General features: G+C 60.1%; 12 protein-coding genes, 1 tRNA gene and 1 pseudogene. All 14 read right to left on the reverse strand.

The features are described from left to right. Positions 1-681: GTP-binding protein (locus C0617_RS15450; protein ID WP_291317936.1), on the reverse strand; the 681-nt coding region annotated here is incomplete at its 3' end. A gap of 31 nt (positions 682-712) precedes the next feature. Continuing rightward, positions 713-1,183 (reverse strand): 30S ribosomal protein S7, encoded by a 471-nt coding sequence (gene rpsG, locus C0617_RS15455; protein ID WP_291317937.1) that lies wholly within the window; start codon positions 1,181-1,183, stop codon positions 713-715. Between the two features lie 21 nt (positions 1,184-1,204). Continuing rightward, positions 1,205-1,576 (reverse strand): 30S ribosomal protein S12, encoded by a 372-nt coding sequence (gene rpsL / locus C0617_RS15460; protein ID WP_291317938.1) that lies wholly within the window; start codon positions 1,574-1,576, stop codon positions 1,205-1,207. A gap of 149 nt (positions 1,577-1,725) precedes the next feature. After that, entirely contained in the window at positions 1,726-5,922 is a 4,197-nt protein-coding gene (rpoC, locus tag C0617_RS15465) for a DNA-directed RNA polymerase subunit beta' (protein WP_291317939.1), read from the reverse strand. A 117-nt stretch (positions 5,923-6,039) separates the two neighbouring features. Next, the gene (rpoB, locus tag C0617_RS15470) at positions 6,040-10,149 is read right to left on the reverse strand and encodes a DNA-directed RNA polymerase subunit beta (protein ID WP_291317940.1); all 4,110 of its coding nucleotides are present in this window, start codon (positions 10,147-10,149) and stop codon (positions 6,040-6,042) included. A gap of 235 nt (positions 10,150-10,384) precedes the next feature. Further along, the gene (gene rplL, locus C0617_RS15475; RefSeq protein WP_291317941.1) at positions 10,385-10,762 is read right to left on the reverse strand and encodes a 50S ribosomal protein L7/L12; all 378 of its coding nucleotides are present in this window, start codon (positions 10,760-10,762) and stop codon (positions 10,385-10,387) included. Positions 10,763-10,810: 48 nt separating this feature from the next. After that, positions 10,811-11,329: a 50S ribosomal protein L10 gene (gene rplJ, locus C0617_RS15480; protein ID WP_291317942.1), complete on the reverse strand. Its 519-nt coding sequence runs from the start codon at positions 11,327-11,329 to the stop codon at positions 10,811-10,813. A gap of 265 nt (positions 11,330-11,594) precedes the next feature. Further along, positions 11,595-12,296 (reverse strand): 50S ribosomal protein L1, encoded by a 702-nt coding sequence (gene rplA / locus C0617_RS15485; RefSeq protein WP_291317943.1) that lies wholly within the window; start codon positions 12,294-12,296, stop codon positions 11,595-11,597. A gap of 26 nt (positions 12,297-12,322) precedes the next feature. Then, positions 12,323-12,745: a 50S ribosomal protein L11 gene (rplK, locus tag C0617_RS15490; RefSeq protein WP_291317944.1), complete on the reverse strand. Its 423-nt coding sequence runs from the start codon at positions 12,743-12,745 to the stop codon at positions 12,323-12,325. 36 nt (positions 12,746-12,781) lie between these two features. Further along, positions 12,782-13,315: a transcription termination/antitermination protein NusG gene (nusG, locus tag C0617_RS15495; protein WP_298040070.1), complete on the reverse strand. Its 534-nt coding sequence runs from the start codon at positions 13,313-13,315 to the stop codon at positions 12,782-12,784. Between the two features lie 20 nt (positions 13,316-13,335). Continuing rightward, a complete protein-coding gene (gene secE / locus C0617_RS15500) occupies positions 13,336-13,521 on the reverse strand; it encodes a preprotein translocase subunit SecE (protein ID WP_291317946.1) in 186 nt (61 codons plus the stop codon). A 38-nt stretch (positions 13,522-13,559) separates the two neighbouring features. Next, positions 13,560-13,636 (reverse strand) — tRNA-Trp (locus C0617_RS15505). Positions 13,637-13,686: 50 nt separating this feature from the next. After that, positions 13,687-13,836, reverse strand: a complete 150-nt coding sequence (rpmG, locus tag C0617_RS15510) for a 50S ribosomal protein L33 (protein WP_291317947.1) — start codon at positions 13,834-13,836, stop codon at positions 13,687-13,689. A 57-nt stretch (positions 13,837-13,893) separates the two neighbouring features. Continuing rightward, positions 13,894-14,041, reverse strand: a pseudogene (gene tuf, locus C0617_RS15515) (elongation factor Tu); the annotation flags it as partial.

The raw sequence follows: 14,041 nt of genomic DNA on the forward strand, positions 1-14,041 counted from the left end.
CATCAGGACATCGTCGTAAGAGCTGATCTCCTCGAGCAAAGCCTCCCGGGCAGCCTGGGCCTCATCGGCCATGTCCGCAGGAACATCAACAACGTCGAACTTGGCGCCCATCGACTCATCGTCATAGACGATTGCCTTCATCTCGACAAGATCGATAATGCCCGAGAAGTAATCCTCTTTACCGATGGGAAGCTGAATGGGAATCGGGTTGGCCCCAAGGCGATCCCGCATCATCTCAACGCCGCGACCGAAGTCGGCACCGATGCGGTCCATCTTGTTAACGAAAGCGATGCGGGGCACACCATACTTGTCGGCCTGCCGCCAGACGGTTTCGGACTGAGGCTCGACCCCGCCGACCGAACAGAAGACAGCGACGGAACCGTCAAGAACCCGCAGGGAGCGCTCCACCTCGATGGTGAAGTCAACATGCCCGGGGGTGTCGATGATATTGACCCGGTGATCGTTCCAGAAACAGGTGGTAGCGGCCGAGGTGATAGTAATCCCCCGCTCCTGCTCCTGCGCCATCCAGTCCATAGTGGCGGCGCCATCATGGACTTCACCAATCTTGTGAGAGATCCCGGTGTAATACAGAATACGCTCGGTGGTGGTGGTCTTACCGGCATCAATGTGAGCCATGATGCCGATATTCCGTGTTTTTTCGAGAGGTACTTTACGTGCCACAGCTACTAATTCCTCATCAAGCCAGCAAAAACTACCAGCGATAGTGGGCAAAGGCCTTGTTGGCCTCGGCCATGCGGTGGGTATCTTCCCTCTTCTTCACCGAGGCGCCACGGTTATTGGCAGCGTCGAGGAACTCCCCGGCCAACCTCTCACCCATGGTCTTCTCGCCGCGGGAGCGGGCGAAGCTGACGATCCAGCGGATCGCCAGGGCGTTGCGCCGGTCGGAACGGACCTCAATGGGAACCTGATAGGTGGAACCGCCGACGCGGCGGGACTTGACCTCCAGCATCGGTCGCACGTTCTCGATGGCCTTCTTGAAAATTTCCAGGGGATCATCACCACTGCGACTGGCGACGATATCAAAGGCCCCGTAAACGATCTGCTCAGCAGTACTCTTCTTGCCGTCGAGCATGATGGCGTTCATGAACTTGGCCAGCAAACGATCGTTGTATTTGGGGTCGGGAAGTATTACCCGCTTCGGTACTTCTCTTCTTCTCGGCATAGCGTCCTCTCGCCTCTTGCTTTATTTCGGCCTCTTGGCCCCGTACTTGGAACGAGCCTGCCTGCGGTCCTGAACGCCCGCCAGGTCGAGGACGCCACGAACGATGTGGTAACGCACACCGGGAAGGTCCTTGACTCGGCCGCCGCGGATCAGCACCACGGAGTGCTCCTGCAGGTTGTGCCCCACCCCGGGAATGTAGGAGGTTACCACAATGCCGTTAGTGAGACGCACACGGGCCACCTTACGCAAAGCGGAGTTAGGCTTCTTGGGAGTGGTTGTGTACACACGGGTGCAGACCCCGCGCTTCTGAGGATTGCTCTGAAGCGCAGGAGCGGTGGATTTCTTCACCTTCCTCTCCCGTCCCTTTCGGATCAACTGATTAATCGTCGGCATCTACGTACTCCCGAATTCGCGTATTCTATAAGTTGAAAGAGCAACTGACTTTCAGCTGGGAAAACCCGGCGAGATTATCAATCCAGCCGTCCTTTGTCAAGGACTTTTTAGGGCCCCCCAGTGTTTTTTCCGGACCGGCTTGAAACCCCCTATTCGAGGGCCGTCTCAGCGGACGTTTCACCCTCCGGAACCTCCTCGCCCACCTCCTCTTCGAGGACCTCGAGCGGCTCCGGAAGCTCCTCGGGCTCCTCGATCAAAAGCTTGGCCCCACGGTACTTAGATATCCCGGTGCCGGCGGGGATGAGGCGGCCCATAATGACGTTCTCCTTGAGTCCCCGCAGGTAGTCGACCTTGCCCTCGATGGCGGCCTGGGTGAGCACCTTGGTAGTCTCCTGGAAAGAGGCCGCGGAGATGAACGATTCGGTAGAAAGAGAAGCCTTTGTGATACCGAGCATGAGCGGCTCGCCCACCGCGGGCTGACCGTCCTCGGCAAGAGCCCGCTGGTTCTCCACCTCGAACTGCCAGCGCTCGACCTGGTCGTCGATCAGGAAGCGGGTGTCCCCCACCTCCTTGACCCGCACCCGGCGAAGCATCTGCCGAACAATGGTTTCGATGTGCTTGTCGTTGATCTTGACGCCCTGGAGGCGGTAGACCTCCTGAACCTCGTCCACCAGGTACTTGGCCAGCTCCTTCTCGCCCAACACCCGGAGGATGTCGTGGGGGTTGCTGGACCCGTCCATGAGAGGCTCGCCCGCCTTTATATGGTCCCCCTCGTGAACGCTGATGTGCTTGCCCTTGGGGATGAGGTACTCCTTGGGCTCACCGAGTTCGGGAGTGACCACGACCTTGCGCTTGCCCTTCGAATCCTTGCCGAAGGAGACGGCGCCGTCGATCTCGGAGATAACCGCGAACTCCTTGGGCTTGCGGGCCTCGAAAAGCTCCGCGACCCGCGGCAAACCACCGGTGATGTCCTTGGTCTTTGTCGTCTCACGGGGGATCTTGGCCAGCACGTCGCCGGCTGTGGCCAGCTCATCCTCGGCCATCACGATGTTGGCCCCCACGGGGAGCATGTAGCGGGCCGGAGCACCGTTGGGCAGCTTGGCCGTCTTGCCTTCGGAGTCCTTGAGGGTGATCCGGGGACGCTTGCTGGGATCCTTCGACTCGATGATCACTTTGGTGGAGAGACCGGTCCGTTCGTCCAGCTGCTCCTCCATGGTGACCCCCTCGATGATGTCGCCGAAACGCACCTCACCGGGAATCTCCGTCAGGATGGGCAGGGTGTACGGGTCCCATTCGGCGATCAGGTCTCCGGTTTTGACCTCCCCGTCGAGTCCGATCCGAAGCCGGGCACCGTAAACAACGCCGTAGCGCTCGCGCTCGCGGCCTGTTTCGTCGACCACCGCGACCTCCCCGTTGCGGTTCATCACCACGTGGAAGCCCTGGTTGTCCATAACGGTGTTCAGGTTGATGTATTGGAGGGTACCTTCAAAACGGGCCTCGAGGGAGGTCTGCTCGGCGCGCCGGGAAGCGGTCCCGCCGATATGGAAGGTCCGCATGGTCAACTGGGTGCCGGGCTCGCCAATCGACTGGGCGGCGATAACCCCGACCGCTTCGCCGAGATTGACCAAGTGCCCGCGGGCCAGGTCGCGGCCGTAGCAGGTTGCGCAGATACCACGGCGGCTCTGGCAAGTAAGGACCGAACGGATCCGGAGCTTTTCGAGCCCGGCATCCTCGATCTTCTTGACCAAATCCTCGGTGATCTCCTGGTTGCCCTCCACCAGCACCTCGCCGGTCACCGGATCCTCGACATCCTCAAGGGCCGAGCGGCCGAGGATACGGTCTCCAAGGGGCTCGATGACCTCCCCGCCTTCGGTGAGCGAGGAGACGAGGATACCGTCCAGGGTGCCGCAGTCATGCTCGGTGATGATGGCGTCCTGGGCCACGTCGACGAGGCGACGGGTCAGGTAACCGGAGTTGGCCGTCTTCAGCGCGGTATCGGCGAGACCCTTTCGGGCGCCGTGGGTGGAGATGAAGTACTGCAGTACGGTCAACCCCTCGCGGAAGTTCGCGGTAATGGGCGTCTCGATGATCTCACCGGAAGGCTTGGCCATGAGACCACGCATCCCGGCGAGCTGACGGATCTGCTGGGCGCTGCCTCGGGCTCCCGAATCGGCCATCATGTGGATGGCGTTGAAGGAGGGGAGCTTTACGGTCTTGGGCTTTTTGGAATCGACCGTAGCCGGATCGGTCACCTCGTCAACCGAAAGGTTTCCGAGCATGGTCTGGGCGATGTCCTCTGTGCACTTGGCCCAGATGTCGATAACTTTGTTGTAGCGTTCGCCGTCGGTGATCAGACCCTCGGTATACTGGCTCTGAATCTCCTTGACTTCCTCGACCGCCTTGTCGATGTATTCCTGCTTGTTCTCAGGAATGACCATGTCGTCGAGGCAGATGGAGATACCCGCCAGGGTGGAGAAACGGTAGCCGGTCTCCTTGAGCCTGTCGGCGAGGATGACCGTCTCCTTGTTTCCGGCGAGACGGAAGCTGGCATCGATCAGGTCGGCTACCTGCTTCTTGGCCATCACCCGGTTGATGTACTCAAAGGGGATGGATACGGGCACAACCTCCCGGAGCAGAATCCGCCCCACGGTGGTTTCCACGAGTTCCGGATCTCCACTCTCCGCCGTCACCATGCGAACCTTGATTTTGGCTTGCAGGTCGATCGCCCCGGCGTCGTAGGCAATGCGCACTTCTTCCGGGGATGCGAAAATCTTTCCCTCGCCCTGAACGAAAGCCCGGTCCCTGGTCATGTAATAAATGCCGAGGACCATGTCCTGCGAAGGAACAATGATCGGTTTGCCGTGGGCCGGGGAGAGGATGTTGTTGGTGGACATCATCAGCACCCGGGCCTCGATCTGGCTCTCGATCGACAGGGGCAGATGAACCGCCATCTGGTCACCGTCGAAGTCGGCGTTGAAAGCGGTGCAGACGAGGGGGTGCAGCTGAATCGCCTTGCCCTCGATCAGCACAGGCTCGAAGGCCTGGATGCCGAGACGGTGCAGGGTCGGCGCCCGGTTGAGCATGACGGGGTGCTCCTTGATGACCTCGTCGAGCACGTCCCAGACCTCGGGCTTCTCTTTTTCCACCAGTTTCTTGGCGCTCTTTATGGTGGTGCAGTAGCCCCGCTCCTCAAGTTTGTTGTAGATAAAGGGCTTTAACAGCTCGAGAGCCATCTTCTTGGGCAGTCCGCACTGATGCAGTTTGAGTTCGGGACCGACGACGATAACCGAACGGCCCGAATAATCGACACGCTTTCCGAGAAGGTTCTGACGAAAGCGGCCGCCCTTTCCCTTGAGCATATCCGAAAGGGACTTCAGGGGGCGTTTGTTGGGGCCGGTGATGGCCCGGCCGCGCCGACCGTTGTCGAACAGAGCATCGACCGACTCCGGGAGCATCCGCTTCTCGTTGCGGATGATAACCTCAGGGGCGCGCAGCTCGATAAGACGCTTGAGACGGTTGTTGCGGTTGATGACCCGGCGGTAGAGGTCGTTCAGGTCGCTGGTGGCGAACCGTCCGCCGTCCAAGGGAACCAGGGGCCGCAGTTCGGGCGGCAGCACCGGGATGGTCTCGAGGATCATCCACTCGGGGCGGTTGCCGCTCTGTTTGAAGGCCTCGACCACCTTGAGCCGCTTGGAGACCTTCTGGCGCTTGGCCTGGCTGGCGGCCTCCTTCATCTCGGCGCGCAAGGTCAGGGACAATTCCTCGAGGCCGATGCCCTCGAGGAGTTCGCGGATTGCCTCGGCGCCCATGCTCGCGGTGAACTGGCCGGCATGCTCCTCCATGGCCTCACGGTACTTGTCCTCGGTGAGGATCTGCCCCTCCATCAGGGGGGCGTCGCCCGCATCGAGAACCACGTAGGCCTCGAAGTAGAGAATCCTCTCCAGCTCCTTGAGGGTCATGTCGAGCAGAGTCCCGATCCGTGAAGGGAGGGACTTGAGAAACCAGATGTGGGCCACGGGGCAGGCCAGGTCGATGTGTCCAAGGCGCTCCCGGCGGACCTTGCTGGGAATAACCTCGACCCCGCATTTCTCGCAGACAATGCCGCGGTGCTTCATGCGCTTGTACTTGCCGCAGTTGCACTCGTAGTCCTTGGTGGGGCCGAAAATTTTCGCGCAGAAAAGCCCGTCGCGCTCCGGCTTGAAGGTGCGGTAGTTGATGGTCTCGGGCTTCTTGACCTCTCCGAAAGAACGCTCCCTAATCTTCTCCGGCGAGGTCAGGGAGAGCCGGATCGCGTTGAAATTCAGGGGATCCTTCGGCCGCTCGAACAGACTAAAAATATCTTCCAAAACACATCCTCCTTGTGGGATGGTGGTTGGTTCAAGCTTTCAGAACATTAGCCAACAACAAGCAGCCCGCAATCGATGAGAGCCGAGCTGTTGCCGCGACTGAACGCTGGGCGCTGCCTAGTCCTCTTCCTCTTCGAGAAGCTCCACGTCGAGGCACAGCGACTGCAGCTCCTTGACCAGCACGTTGAAGGACTCGGGCAGGCCGGCCTCCAGGGTGTGCTTGCCCTTGACGATCGCCTCATACATCCGGGTCCGCCCGGCCACGTCGTCGGATTTGACGGTAAGGAATTCCTGCAGGGCGTGGGCGGCACCGTAAGCCTCCATGGCCCAGACCTCCATCTCCCCGAGCCGCTGGCCGCCGAACTGGGCCTTGCCTCCCAGCGGCTGCTGGGTAACCAGGCTGTACGGACCGATGCTTCGAGCGTGGATCTTGTCGTCGACAAGATGGTGCAGCTTGAGCATGTACATGATCCCGACGGTCACCTTCTCCTTGAAGGCATCGCCGGTCTTGCCGTCGTGAAGGGTCATCTGCCCGCTGGAGGAGAAGCCGGCGCGGTCCATAACTTCCTTGATCTGGTCCTCGACGACCCCCTCGAACACCGGGGAAGCCATGGGCACCCCCTTGGAGAGTCGCCGCGCCAGAGTCATCACCTCATCCTCGCCAAGGCCGTCGATGAACTTGTCGAGTTCCTTGGTCTGGTAGGCGTCTTTGATCTTCTTTTTCAGGGCGTCGGGACCGAACTGCTGGTCCAGCGACTCCTGGATCTGCATCCCCAGGCCGCGGGCGCCGAGGCCAAGGTGCGTCTCGAGGATCTGCCCGACGTTCATACGCGAGGGGACGCCCAGGGGGTTGAGGACAATCTCGACGGGCGTGCCGTCGGCCATGTAAGGCATGTCCTCCTGGGGCAGGATGCGCGAGAGCACACCCTTGTTGCCGTGGCGGCCTGCCATCTTGTCGCCGACCTGGAGCTTGCGCTTGATGGCGATATAGACCTTGACCATTTTGATGACCCCGGGAGGCAGGTCGTCGCCGCGCTTGAGCTTCTCGATCTTGTCGGAGAAGACCCCCTTGATGAGCTCCTCCCGATCGCCGAGCCGGGCGAAGACGTCGGCAACCTTCTCCTCAACCTCCTCGGCCTTGGCCAGGGAGATTTCCTTCCAGCGCGAGAAGGGAACCTTGGCCAGGGTGGCGGCGGTGGCCTTCTTGCCCTTGGCAAGGAGGGTGGCGCCGGACTCGTCCACCACCTCAACCGCCGGGGTCTGTCCAACGAGCAGAGCCTGGATCTTCCCCTTGGCCGAAGTGCGGATGATCTGGATCTCGTCGTTCTGGTCCTTGAGCAGCTTGTCGATCTCGGCCTTTTCGATGGTCTCCGTCCGGCTGTCCTTGTCTGCCCCCTTGCGGGAGAAGACCCGGGCCCCGATCACGACACCCTCGACTCCGGGAGGAACTCTCAGGGACGTGTCCCGGACATCGCCGGCTTTTTCCCCGAAAATGGCCCGCAACAGCTTCTCCTCGGGAGAAAGCTGGGTCTCCCCCTTGGGCGTGATCTTGCCGACCAGGATGTCCCCGGGCTGAACCTCGGCGCCGATACGGATGATCCCGCTCTCGTCAAGATCGGCCAGGGCGTCCTCCCCCAGGTTGGGAATGTCGTTGGTGATCTCTTCCTTGCCCAGCTTGGTGTCACGGGCGACGCACTCGAACTCCTCGATATGGATGGAGGTGTAGCGGTCCTCCTTGACGAGTTTCTCGGAGATGAGGATGGAGTCCTCGAAGTTGTAGCCATGCCAGGGCATGAAAGCGACCAGCACGTTCTGCCCCAAGGCCAGCTCCCCCCACTGGGTGGAAGGGCCGTCGGCGATGATTTCGCCGCGGTTGACCTTGTCGCCGATCTGGCAGATCGGCTTCTGGTTGAGGCAGGTATTCTGGTTGGACCGGATGAACTTGGTCAGATTGTAGATGTCCACCCCGGTGCCGGTTTCGTCCACCTCTCCCTCGTCGATCTTGACCACGATGCGGGCGGCGTCAACGCTCTCGACCACGCCGTTGTGACGAGCGACCACCGCAGCCCCTGAGTCGTGGGCCACGATGCGCTCCATGCCGGTGCCGACCAGGGGCGCGTCGGCCCGCAGCAGGGGAACGGCCTGGCGCTGCATGTTCGAACCCATCAGGGCGCGGTTGGCGTCGTCATTCTCCAGGAAGGGGATGAGCGCCGCGGCCACCGAAACGAGCTGCTTGGGAGAGACGTCCATCAACTCGATGTCCTCCCGGTTCATCAGCATGAATTCCCCGGTCTTCCGGGCGTTGACCAGTTCGTTGACGAAGCAGCCCTTCTCGTCCAGAGGCGCGTTGGCCTGGGCGATCGCGTGCCCCTCCTCCTCCAGGGCTGAGAAGTAGCGAATGTCTTTGGTGACCAGACCGTCCTTCACGAGGCGGTAGGGGGTCTCGACAAAGCCGTGCTCGTTGATCCGGGCGTAGGTGGAGAGGGAGGCGATGAGACCGATGTTCGGACCCTCGGGGGTCTCGATGGGGCAGACCCGGCCGTAGTGGGTGGGGTGCACGTCTCGCACCTCGAAACCGGCCCGCTCCCGGGTCAGTCCCCCGGGGCCCAGGGCAGAAAGGCGCCGCTTGTGGGTGATCTCGGACAGGGGGTTGGTCTGGTCCATGAACTGGGAGAGCTGGGAGGAACCGAAAAACTCCTTGACCACGGCGGAAACCGGTTTGGAGTTGATCAGGTCGTGGGGCATGAGGCTGTCGACCTCCTGCAGGCTCATGCGCTCCTTGATGGCCCTCTCCATGCGCACAAGGCCGACCCGGTACTGGTTCTCGAGAAGTTCGCCGACGGCGCGGACCCGGCGGTTGCCGAGATGATCGATGTCGTCGATCGCCCCCTTGCCGTTGCGCAGATCGATGAGATAACGCACGACCTCGAGAATGTCCTCCTTCGTCAGGGTCGTGTGCTCCAGGGGAGTTTCCAGCCCCAGCTTGTAATTGAGCTTGAGCCGGCCCACCGCCGAAAGATCATAGCGCTCGGCATTGAAGAAGAGGCTTTCGAAAAGAGCCGTAGCGCTGCGCACCGTCGGCGGGTCGCCGGGGCGCAGGCGCCGGTAGATCTCGATAATGCCATCCTGCTGGGAAGAGGTCTTGTCCAGCAGAAGGGTGTCGCGGAGATAGGGCCCCACGTAGAGGTTGTCGATGAAGAGCACGGGGATGGTGTTGATCCCCCGCGTGCGCATCTCTTCCAGGTGAGAGACCGTCAACTCCTCGTTGCACTCGACCATGACCTCGCCGGTGGCGATGTCAACGATGTCGGAGGACGTGATCTTTCCGACGACATCCTCCTCGGGGACGGGAATGAACTCCACCTTCTTCTCGCCCAGCTTGCGGATCGCAGCCTTCGTGAACTTCCGGTTGGCCTTGACGATCACCTCGCCGTCAGCAGCCACCACGTCCATGCTCGCTCTTTGCCCGGCGAGCAGTTCGAGGTTGACGCGCTTCTTGTAGCCATCCTCGCCGTAGACGATCTCCTCGATGTCGTAATAGTAGTTGAGCAATTCCTCGGCGCTGTACCCCAGGGCCTTCAGGAGAACGGTGGCGGGGAGCTTGCGGCGCCGGTCGATGCGCACATAGAGAAGGTCTTTATGGTCAAAGTCGAAGTCGAGCCAAGAGCCCCGGTAGGGAATGACCCGGGCGTTGTAAAGGATCTTCCCGCTGGAGTGGGTCTTCCCCTTGTCGTGGTCGAAAAAGACCCCGGGAGAACGGTGCAGCTGGCTGACGATGACTCTTTCTGTCCCATTAATGATAAAGGTGCCGTTTTGGGTCATCAGCGGGATCTCGCCGAAGTAGACCTCCTGCTCCTTGATGTCCCGGATGGACTGGACGCCTGACTCCTTGTCCACGTCCCAGGAGACCAGGCGGACCCGCACCTTCACGGGGGCGGCAAAGGTCATGCCCCTCTGGTGGCACTCGTCGACGTCGTATTTGGGGGTCCCCAGAGTATAGGAAACATACTCGAGAGAACAGGTATCGCTGAAATCGCGGATCGGGAAGACAGAGCGGAAGACGGCCTCGAGGCCGATGTTCTGCCGTGCCGAAGGAGGAAGCTCCGCCTGGAGGAAACGCTGGTAGGAATTCTTTTGGATATCGATGAGGTTGGGAATGTCGATGATCTTTTGGATCTCGGCAAAGTGTTTCCTCAGCAGCTGGTTATTCGCGATCGAATAAGCCATGTTTTCTCCTTTTGGTGGTTTCAGCCGGGGCTGAGGTCTGTTCCGCGAATCCCCGATCGCCGGATCCGGCACCGACCACCTCCTCGGCAACCTGTCAACTTTCACCGGCTATGCGGAAAAGCGACCGTTTCCAAATCGATGCCTCGCCCCTCCCCAGGGGAAGGAGGCAAGGAAAGTCAAATAGCCAAGGCCGCACAAGCGACCTTGGCTAGTTTTCCTACTATTTGAAGAAACCTTATTTGAGCTCCACGGAAGCGCCAGCTTCCTCCAGCTGCTTCTTGAGCTCTTCGGCCTCGGCCTTGGGCAGAGCTTCTTTAACGGCGTTGGGAGCCCCGTCGACCAGTTCCTTGGCTTCCTTGAGGCCAAGCCCGGTGACGGCGCGAACCACCTTGATGACGTTGATTTTCTTGTCTCCGGGGCCAGTCAGAACGACGTCGAACTCGTCCTTTTCCTCGGCGGCAGGAGCGGCGGCGCCGGGAGCGGCAGCCATGGCAACGGGGGCGGCGGCAGAGACGCCGAACTTGTCTTCAAGTTCCTTAACCAGCTCAGCCAGTTCAAGGACGCTCATGTTTTCGATAAACTCGATAACCTGCTCTTTGGTGATGTCGGCCATGATCAATATCCTCCGTAAATGCTTATATTTGTTTATAATGGTGTTGTTTTAGGCGGCTTTCTTGTCCTGGATGGCGCCGAGCACCTGAACCAGTGAGCGCGGTACCGCGGCGAGAACGCCAACGAAATTGGAGACCGGCGCATTGATGGAACCGAGCATCTTGGCGAGCAGGACTTCGCGGCTGGGCAGTTCGGCGAGGGCCTTGATGTCCTCGAGCGACAGAAGCCCGCCGTCCAGCATGCCGGCCTTCAGTTCGAAGGTCTTGCTGGCCTTGGCGAACTCGCTCAGCACCTTGGCAGGCGCAACGGGATCCTCGGCGGCAATGGCAATAGCCGTGGGACCGACGAAATGGTCCTTGAGGCACTCGGATGCCGTTCCCTTGGCGGCCAGGTTCAGCAGAGTGTTCTTGACAACCCGAAACTCGACCCCGGCCTCGCGCAGTTCACCGCGGAGCTTGTTGGCCTGCTCAACATCGAGTCCCCGGTAGTCGGCCAGAAAGGCCGCCTTGGCCTCGGCGAGTTTACCCGCCAGTTCAGCCACCACTTGTTCTTTGCTGCTTTTGTTCAACGTCTCTCCTCCTTTCTTTTGATTTCGGGACATTCAAAAAGTCCCAACCCCCGTCAGAGGCATTGGAGAGAGACGGTCGAACCGTCGCCCCAATTCTTCAGCCTCGGCAGGCGGCAGAAGCCATTAAACACTCCGCGAGGGAGCATGCCTGCTGTCTTTGACCAGGAGCGTGCGAATGGTGCTTTAATTTGAACCGAAAGGCGACAACCCGACACGTCGGTGCCGGGCTATCCTCTTTCCTTTTTGGGGGGGGCGAAAGCCCCTATTACTTCACCAGCGCCTGAAGGGCGGCCGCGTCAAGGTTGACGCCGGGCCCCATGGTGCTGGAGATGCTGACTTTCTTCAGATAGGTGCCCTTGGAGGTGGAGGGTTTGGCCTTCACCAGGGCATCCATCAGAGAGAGCAGGTTCTCCTGGAGTTTCTCGGGGGAAAAGGAGACCTTTCCGACAGGCGCATGGACGATCCCCGCCTTCTCTACCCGGTAGGTCACCTTGCCCGACTTGGCTTCCTGCACGGCGCGGCCCACGTCGAAAGTGACGGTGCCGACCTTGGGGTTAGGCATCAGGCCGCGGGGACCGAGCATTCTGCCGATCTTGCCGACGGTGCCCATCATGTCGGGTGTGGCGATGGCCGTGTCGAACTCGAACCAGCCATCCTTGATCTTCTCGACCAGATCGTCGCCGCCGACGAAGTCGGCCCCAGCCTGAGTGGCTTCCTGGGCCTTCTCCCCTTTGGCGAAGACCAGGACACGGACGTCCTTGCCCAGACCATTGGGCAGGACAACAGCGCCCCGGACCATCTGGTCAGCTTTACGAGGGTCCACCCCGAGACGAACCGCCACGTCCACGGTCTCGTCGAACTTGGTAAAGGCAGAGTCCTTGACAAGGGCGATGCCTTCCTCGGGAGAGTACACCTGAGTCCGGTCGACCTTGCCCTTGGCTGTAGTGAATTTCTTTCCTGTGGCCATTTGAAAACTCCGAATCTGCTGGATTTCTATTCGACTTCGATGCCCATGCTGCGCGCGGTACCCTCGATGGTTCGCATCGCCGCATCCTCATTGAAGGCATTGAGGTCAGGCATCTTGAGCTTTGCGATCTCCAGCACCTGGTCCTTGGTGACCGAGCCCACCTTGTCCTTATTGGGCACCCCGGAGCCTTTTTCAAGCTTGGCCGCCTTCAACAACAGGACGGCCGCCGGGGGCGTTTTGGTGATGAAGGAGAATGACCGGTCGGCATAAACGGTAATGACGACGGGAATGATCATCCCTTCCTGACTCTGGGTCTTGGCGTTGAACGCCTTGCAGAACTCCATGATGTTGACCCCGTGCTGACCCAGAGCGGGGCCGACCGGAGGCGAGGGATTCGCCTTGCCGGCAGGGATCTGCAACTTTATCTGTCCAACAACCTTCTTGGCCATGAGTTACTCCTTGGGGTATCTCTTACGAAGCCAGCCTCAGCTGGTCTTTTCCACCTGAATAAACTCGAGCTCGACGGGAGTCACCCGGCCAAAGATGCTGACCATGACCTTGAGTTTCGCCTTGTCGGGCTTGACATCCTCCACCACCCCGGTGAAGTTGAGGAAGGGTCCGTCGATGACTCGCACCGTCTCTCCCACCTCGAATTCAACCTTGGGCTTGGGCCGCTCAACCCCTTCTTCCATGCGGGTTGTGATCTTGGCCACCTCCTCGTCGGGGATGGCGGGCGGGGCAGTTCCCCCGCCGACGAAACCGGTCACCTTGGGCGTATCCTTGACAATATGCCAGGTTTCGTTGTTGAGCTCCATCCGCACCAGAATGTAGCCCGGGAAGAACTTCCGGGTAGAGGTCTTGCGCTCCCCCTTCTTCAACTCGACGACCGTCTCGGAAGGGATCAGCACCTCGCCAAAGGAATCCTCGGCCCCCAGGGCCCGGATTCGCTCCTCGAGATTGAGCTTGACCTTGTTCTCATAGCCCGAGTAGGTATGCACACCATACCACTTCATATCCACGACCGTACCTTCGGCGTCCATCAACTCAGGATGACCCGAATCAGCGTGGAAAGGGCCGAATCGACGACCCACAAAAAGATACCGATCACAATCACCACAGAGATGACAACAAGAGTGGACCCATAAGTGTCCTTCTTGGTCGGCCAGGTGACCTTCTTCAGCTCACCCTTGACGTTGGTGAAAAATTCGGTTGTTTTACCAAGCACTATTTTTAACCCCCACAGAGGATTGCGCTCTTGATAAATGGCAGGCCAGGAGGGACTCGAACCCCCAACACCCGGTTTTGGAGACCGGTGCTCTAGCCATTAGAGCTACTGGCCTGCAGACAAAAGACCACAGCAGTCCGTGGCCCGACCTCCTCGGTCCCGCCCCTACTTCGTTTCGCGATGGGCGGTGTGCTTCTGACAGAACCGACAATACTTGCTGAACTCCAGCTTGTCGGGCGTGTTTCGCTTGTTTTTGGTCGTGGTGTAATTCCGCCGCTTGCACTCGGTGCAAGCCAGTGTGACAATATCCCGCATGTTGACATCCTCGACCCCCTCCCCGTTCGGGGAGGGGGTTTCGCACAGAAAAGTGTGTTACTCGATGATTTCGCTGACGACGCCGGCGCCGACGGTCCGACCGCCTTCACGAATGGCGAACCGCAGTTCCTTGTCCATCGCGATCGGGGTGATCAGGCTCACGCTCATGGCGATGTTGTCGCCGGGCATGACCATCTCGGTACCC

Source organism: Desulfuromonas sp. (assembly GCF_002868845.1).
In the GTDB taxonomy this organism is placed as follows: domain Bacteria; phylum Desulfobacterota; class Desulfuromonadia; order Desulfuromonadales; family BM501; genus BM501.

Bases quoted from the DNA above. Each gene is read 5' to 3' on its own strand.
- rpsL (WP_291317938.1), bottom strand. From the start codon at position 1,576: ATGCCGACGATTAATCAGTTGATCCGAAAGGGACGGGAGAGGAAGGTG.
- rplA (WP_291317943.1), bottom strand. From the start codon at position 12,296: ATGGCCACAGGAAAGAAATTCACTACAGCCAAGGGCAAGGTCGACCGG.
- rplK (WP_291317944.1), bottom strand. From the start codon at position 12,745: ATGGCCAAGAAGGTTGTTGGACAGATAAAGTTGCAGATCCCTGCCGGC.
- rpsG (WP_291317937.1), bottom strand. From the start codon at position 1,183: ATGCCGAGAAGAAGAGAAGTACCGAAGCGGGTAATACTTCCCGACCCC.
- rpoB (WP_291317940.1), bottom strand. From the start codon at position 10,149: ATGGCTTATTCGATCGCGAATAACCAGCTGCTGAGGAAACACTTTGCC.
- rplL (WP_291317941.1), bottom strand. From the start codon at position 10,762: ATGGCCGACATCACCAAAGAGCAGGTTATCGAGTTTATCGAAAACATG.
- rpmG (WP_291317947.1), bottom strand. From the start codon at position 13,836: ATGCGGGATATTGTCACACTGGCTTGCACCGAGTGCAAGCGGCGGAAT.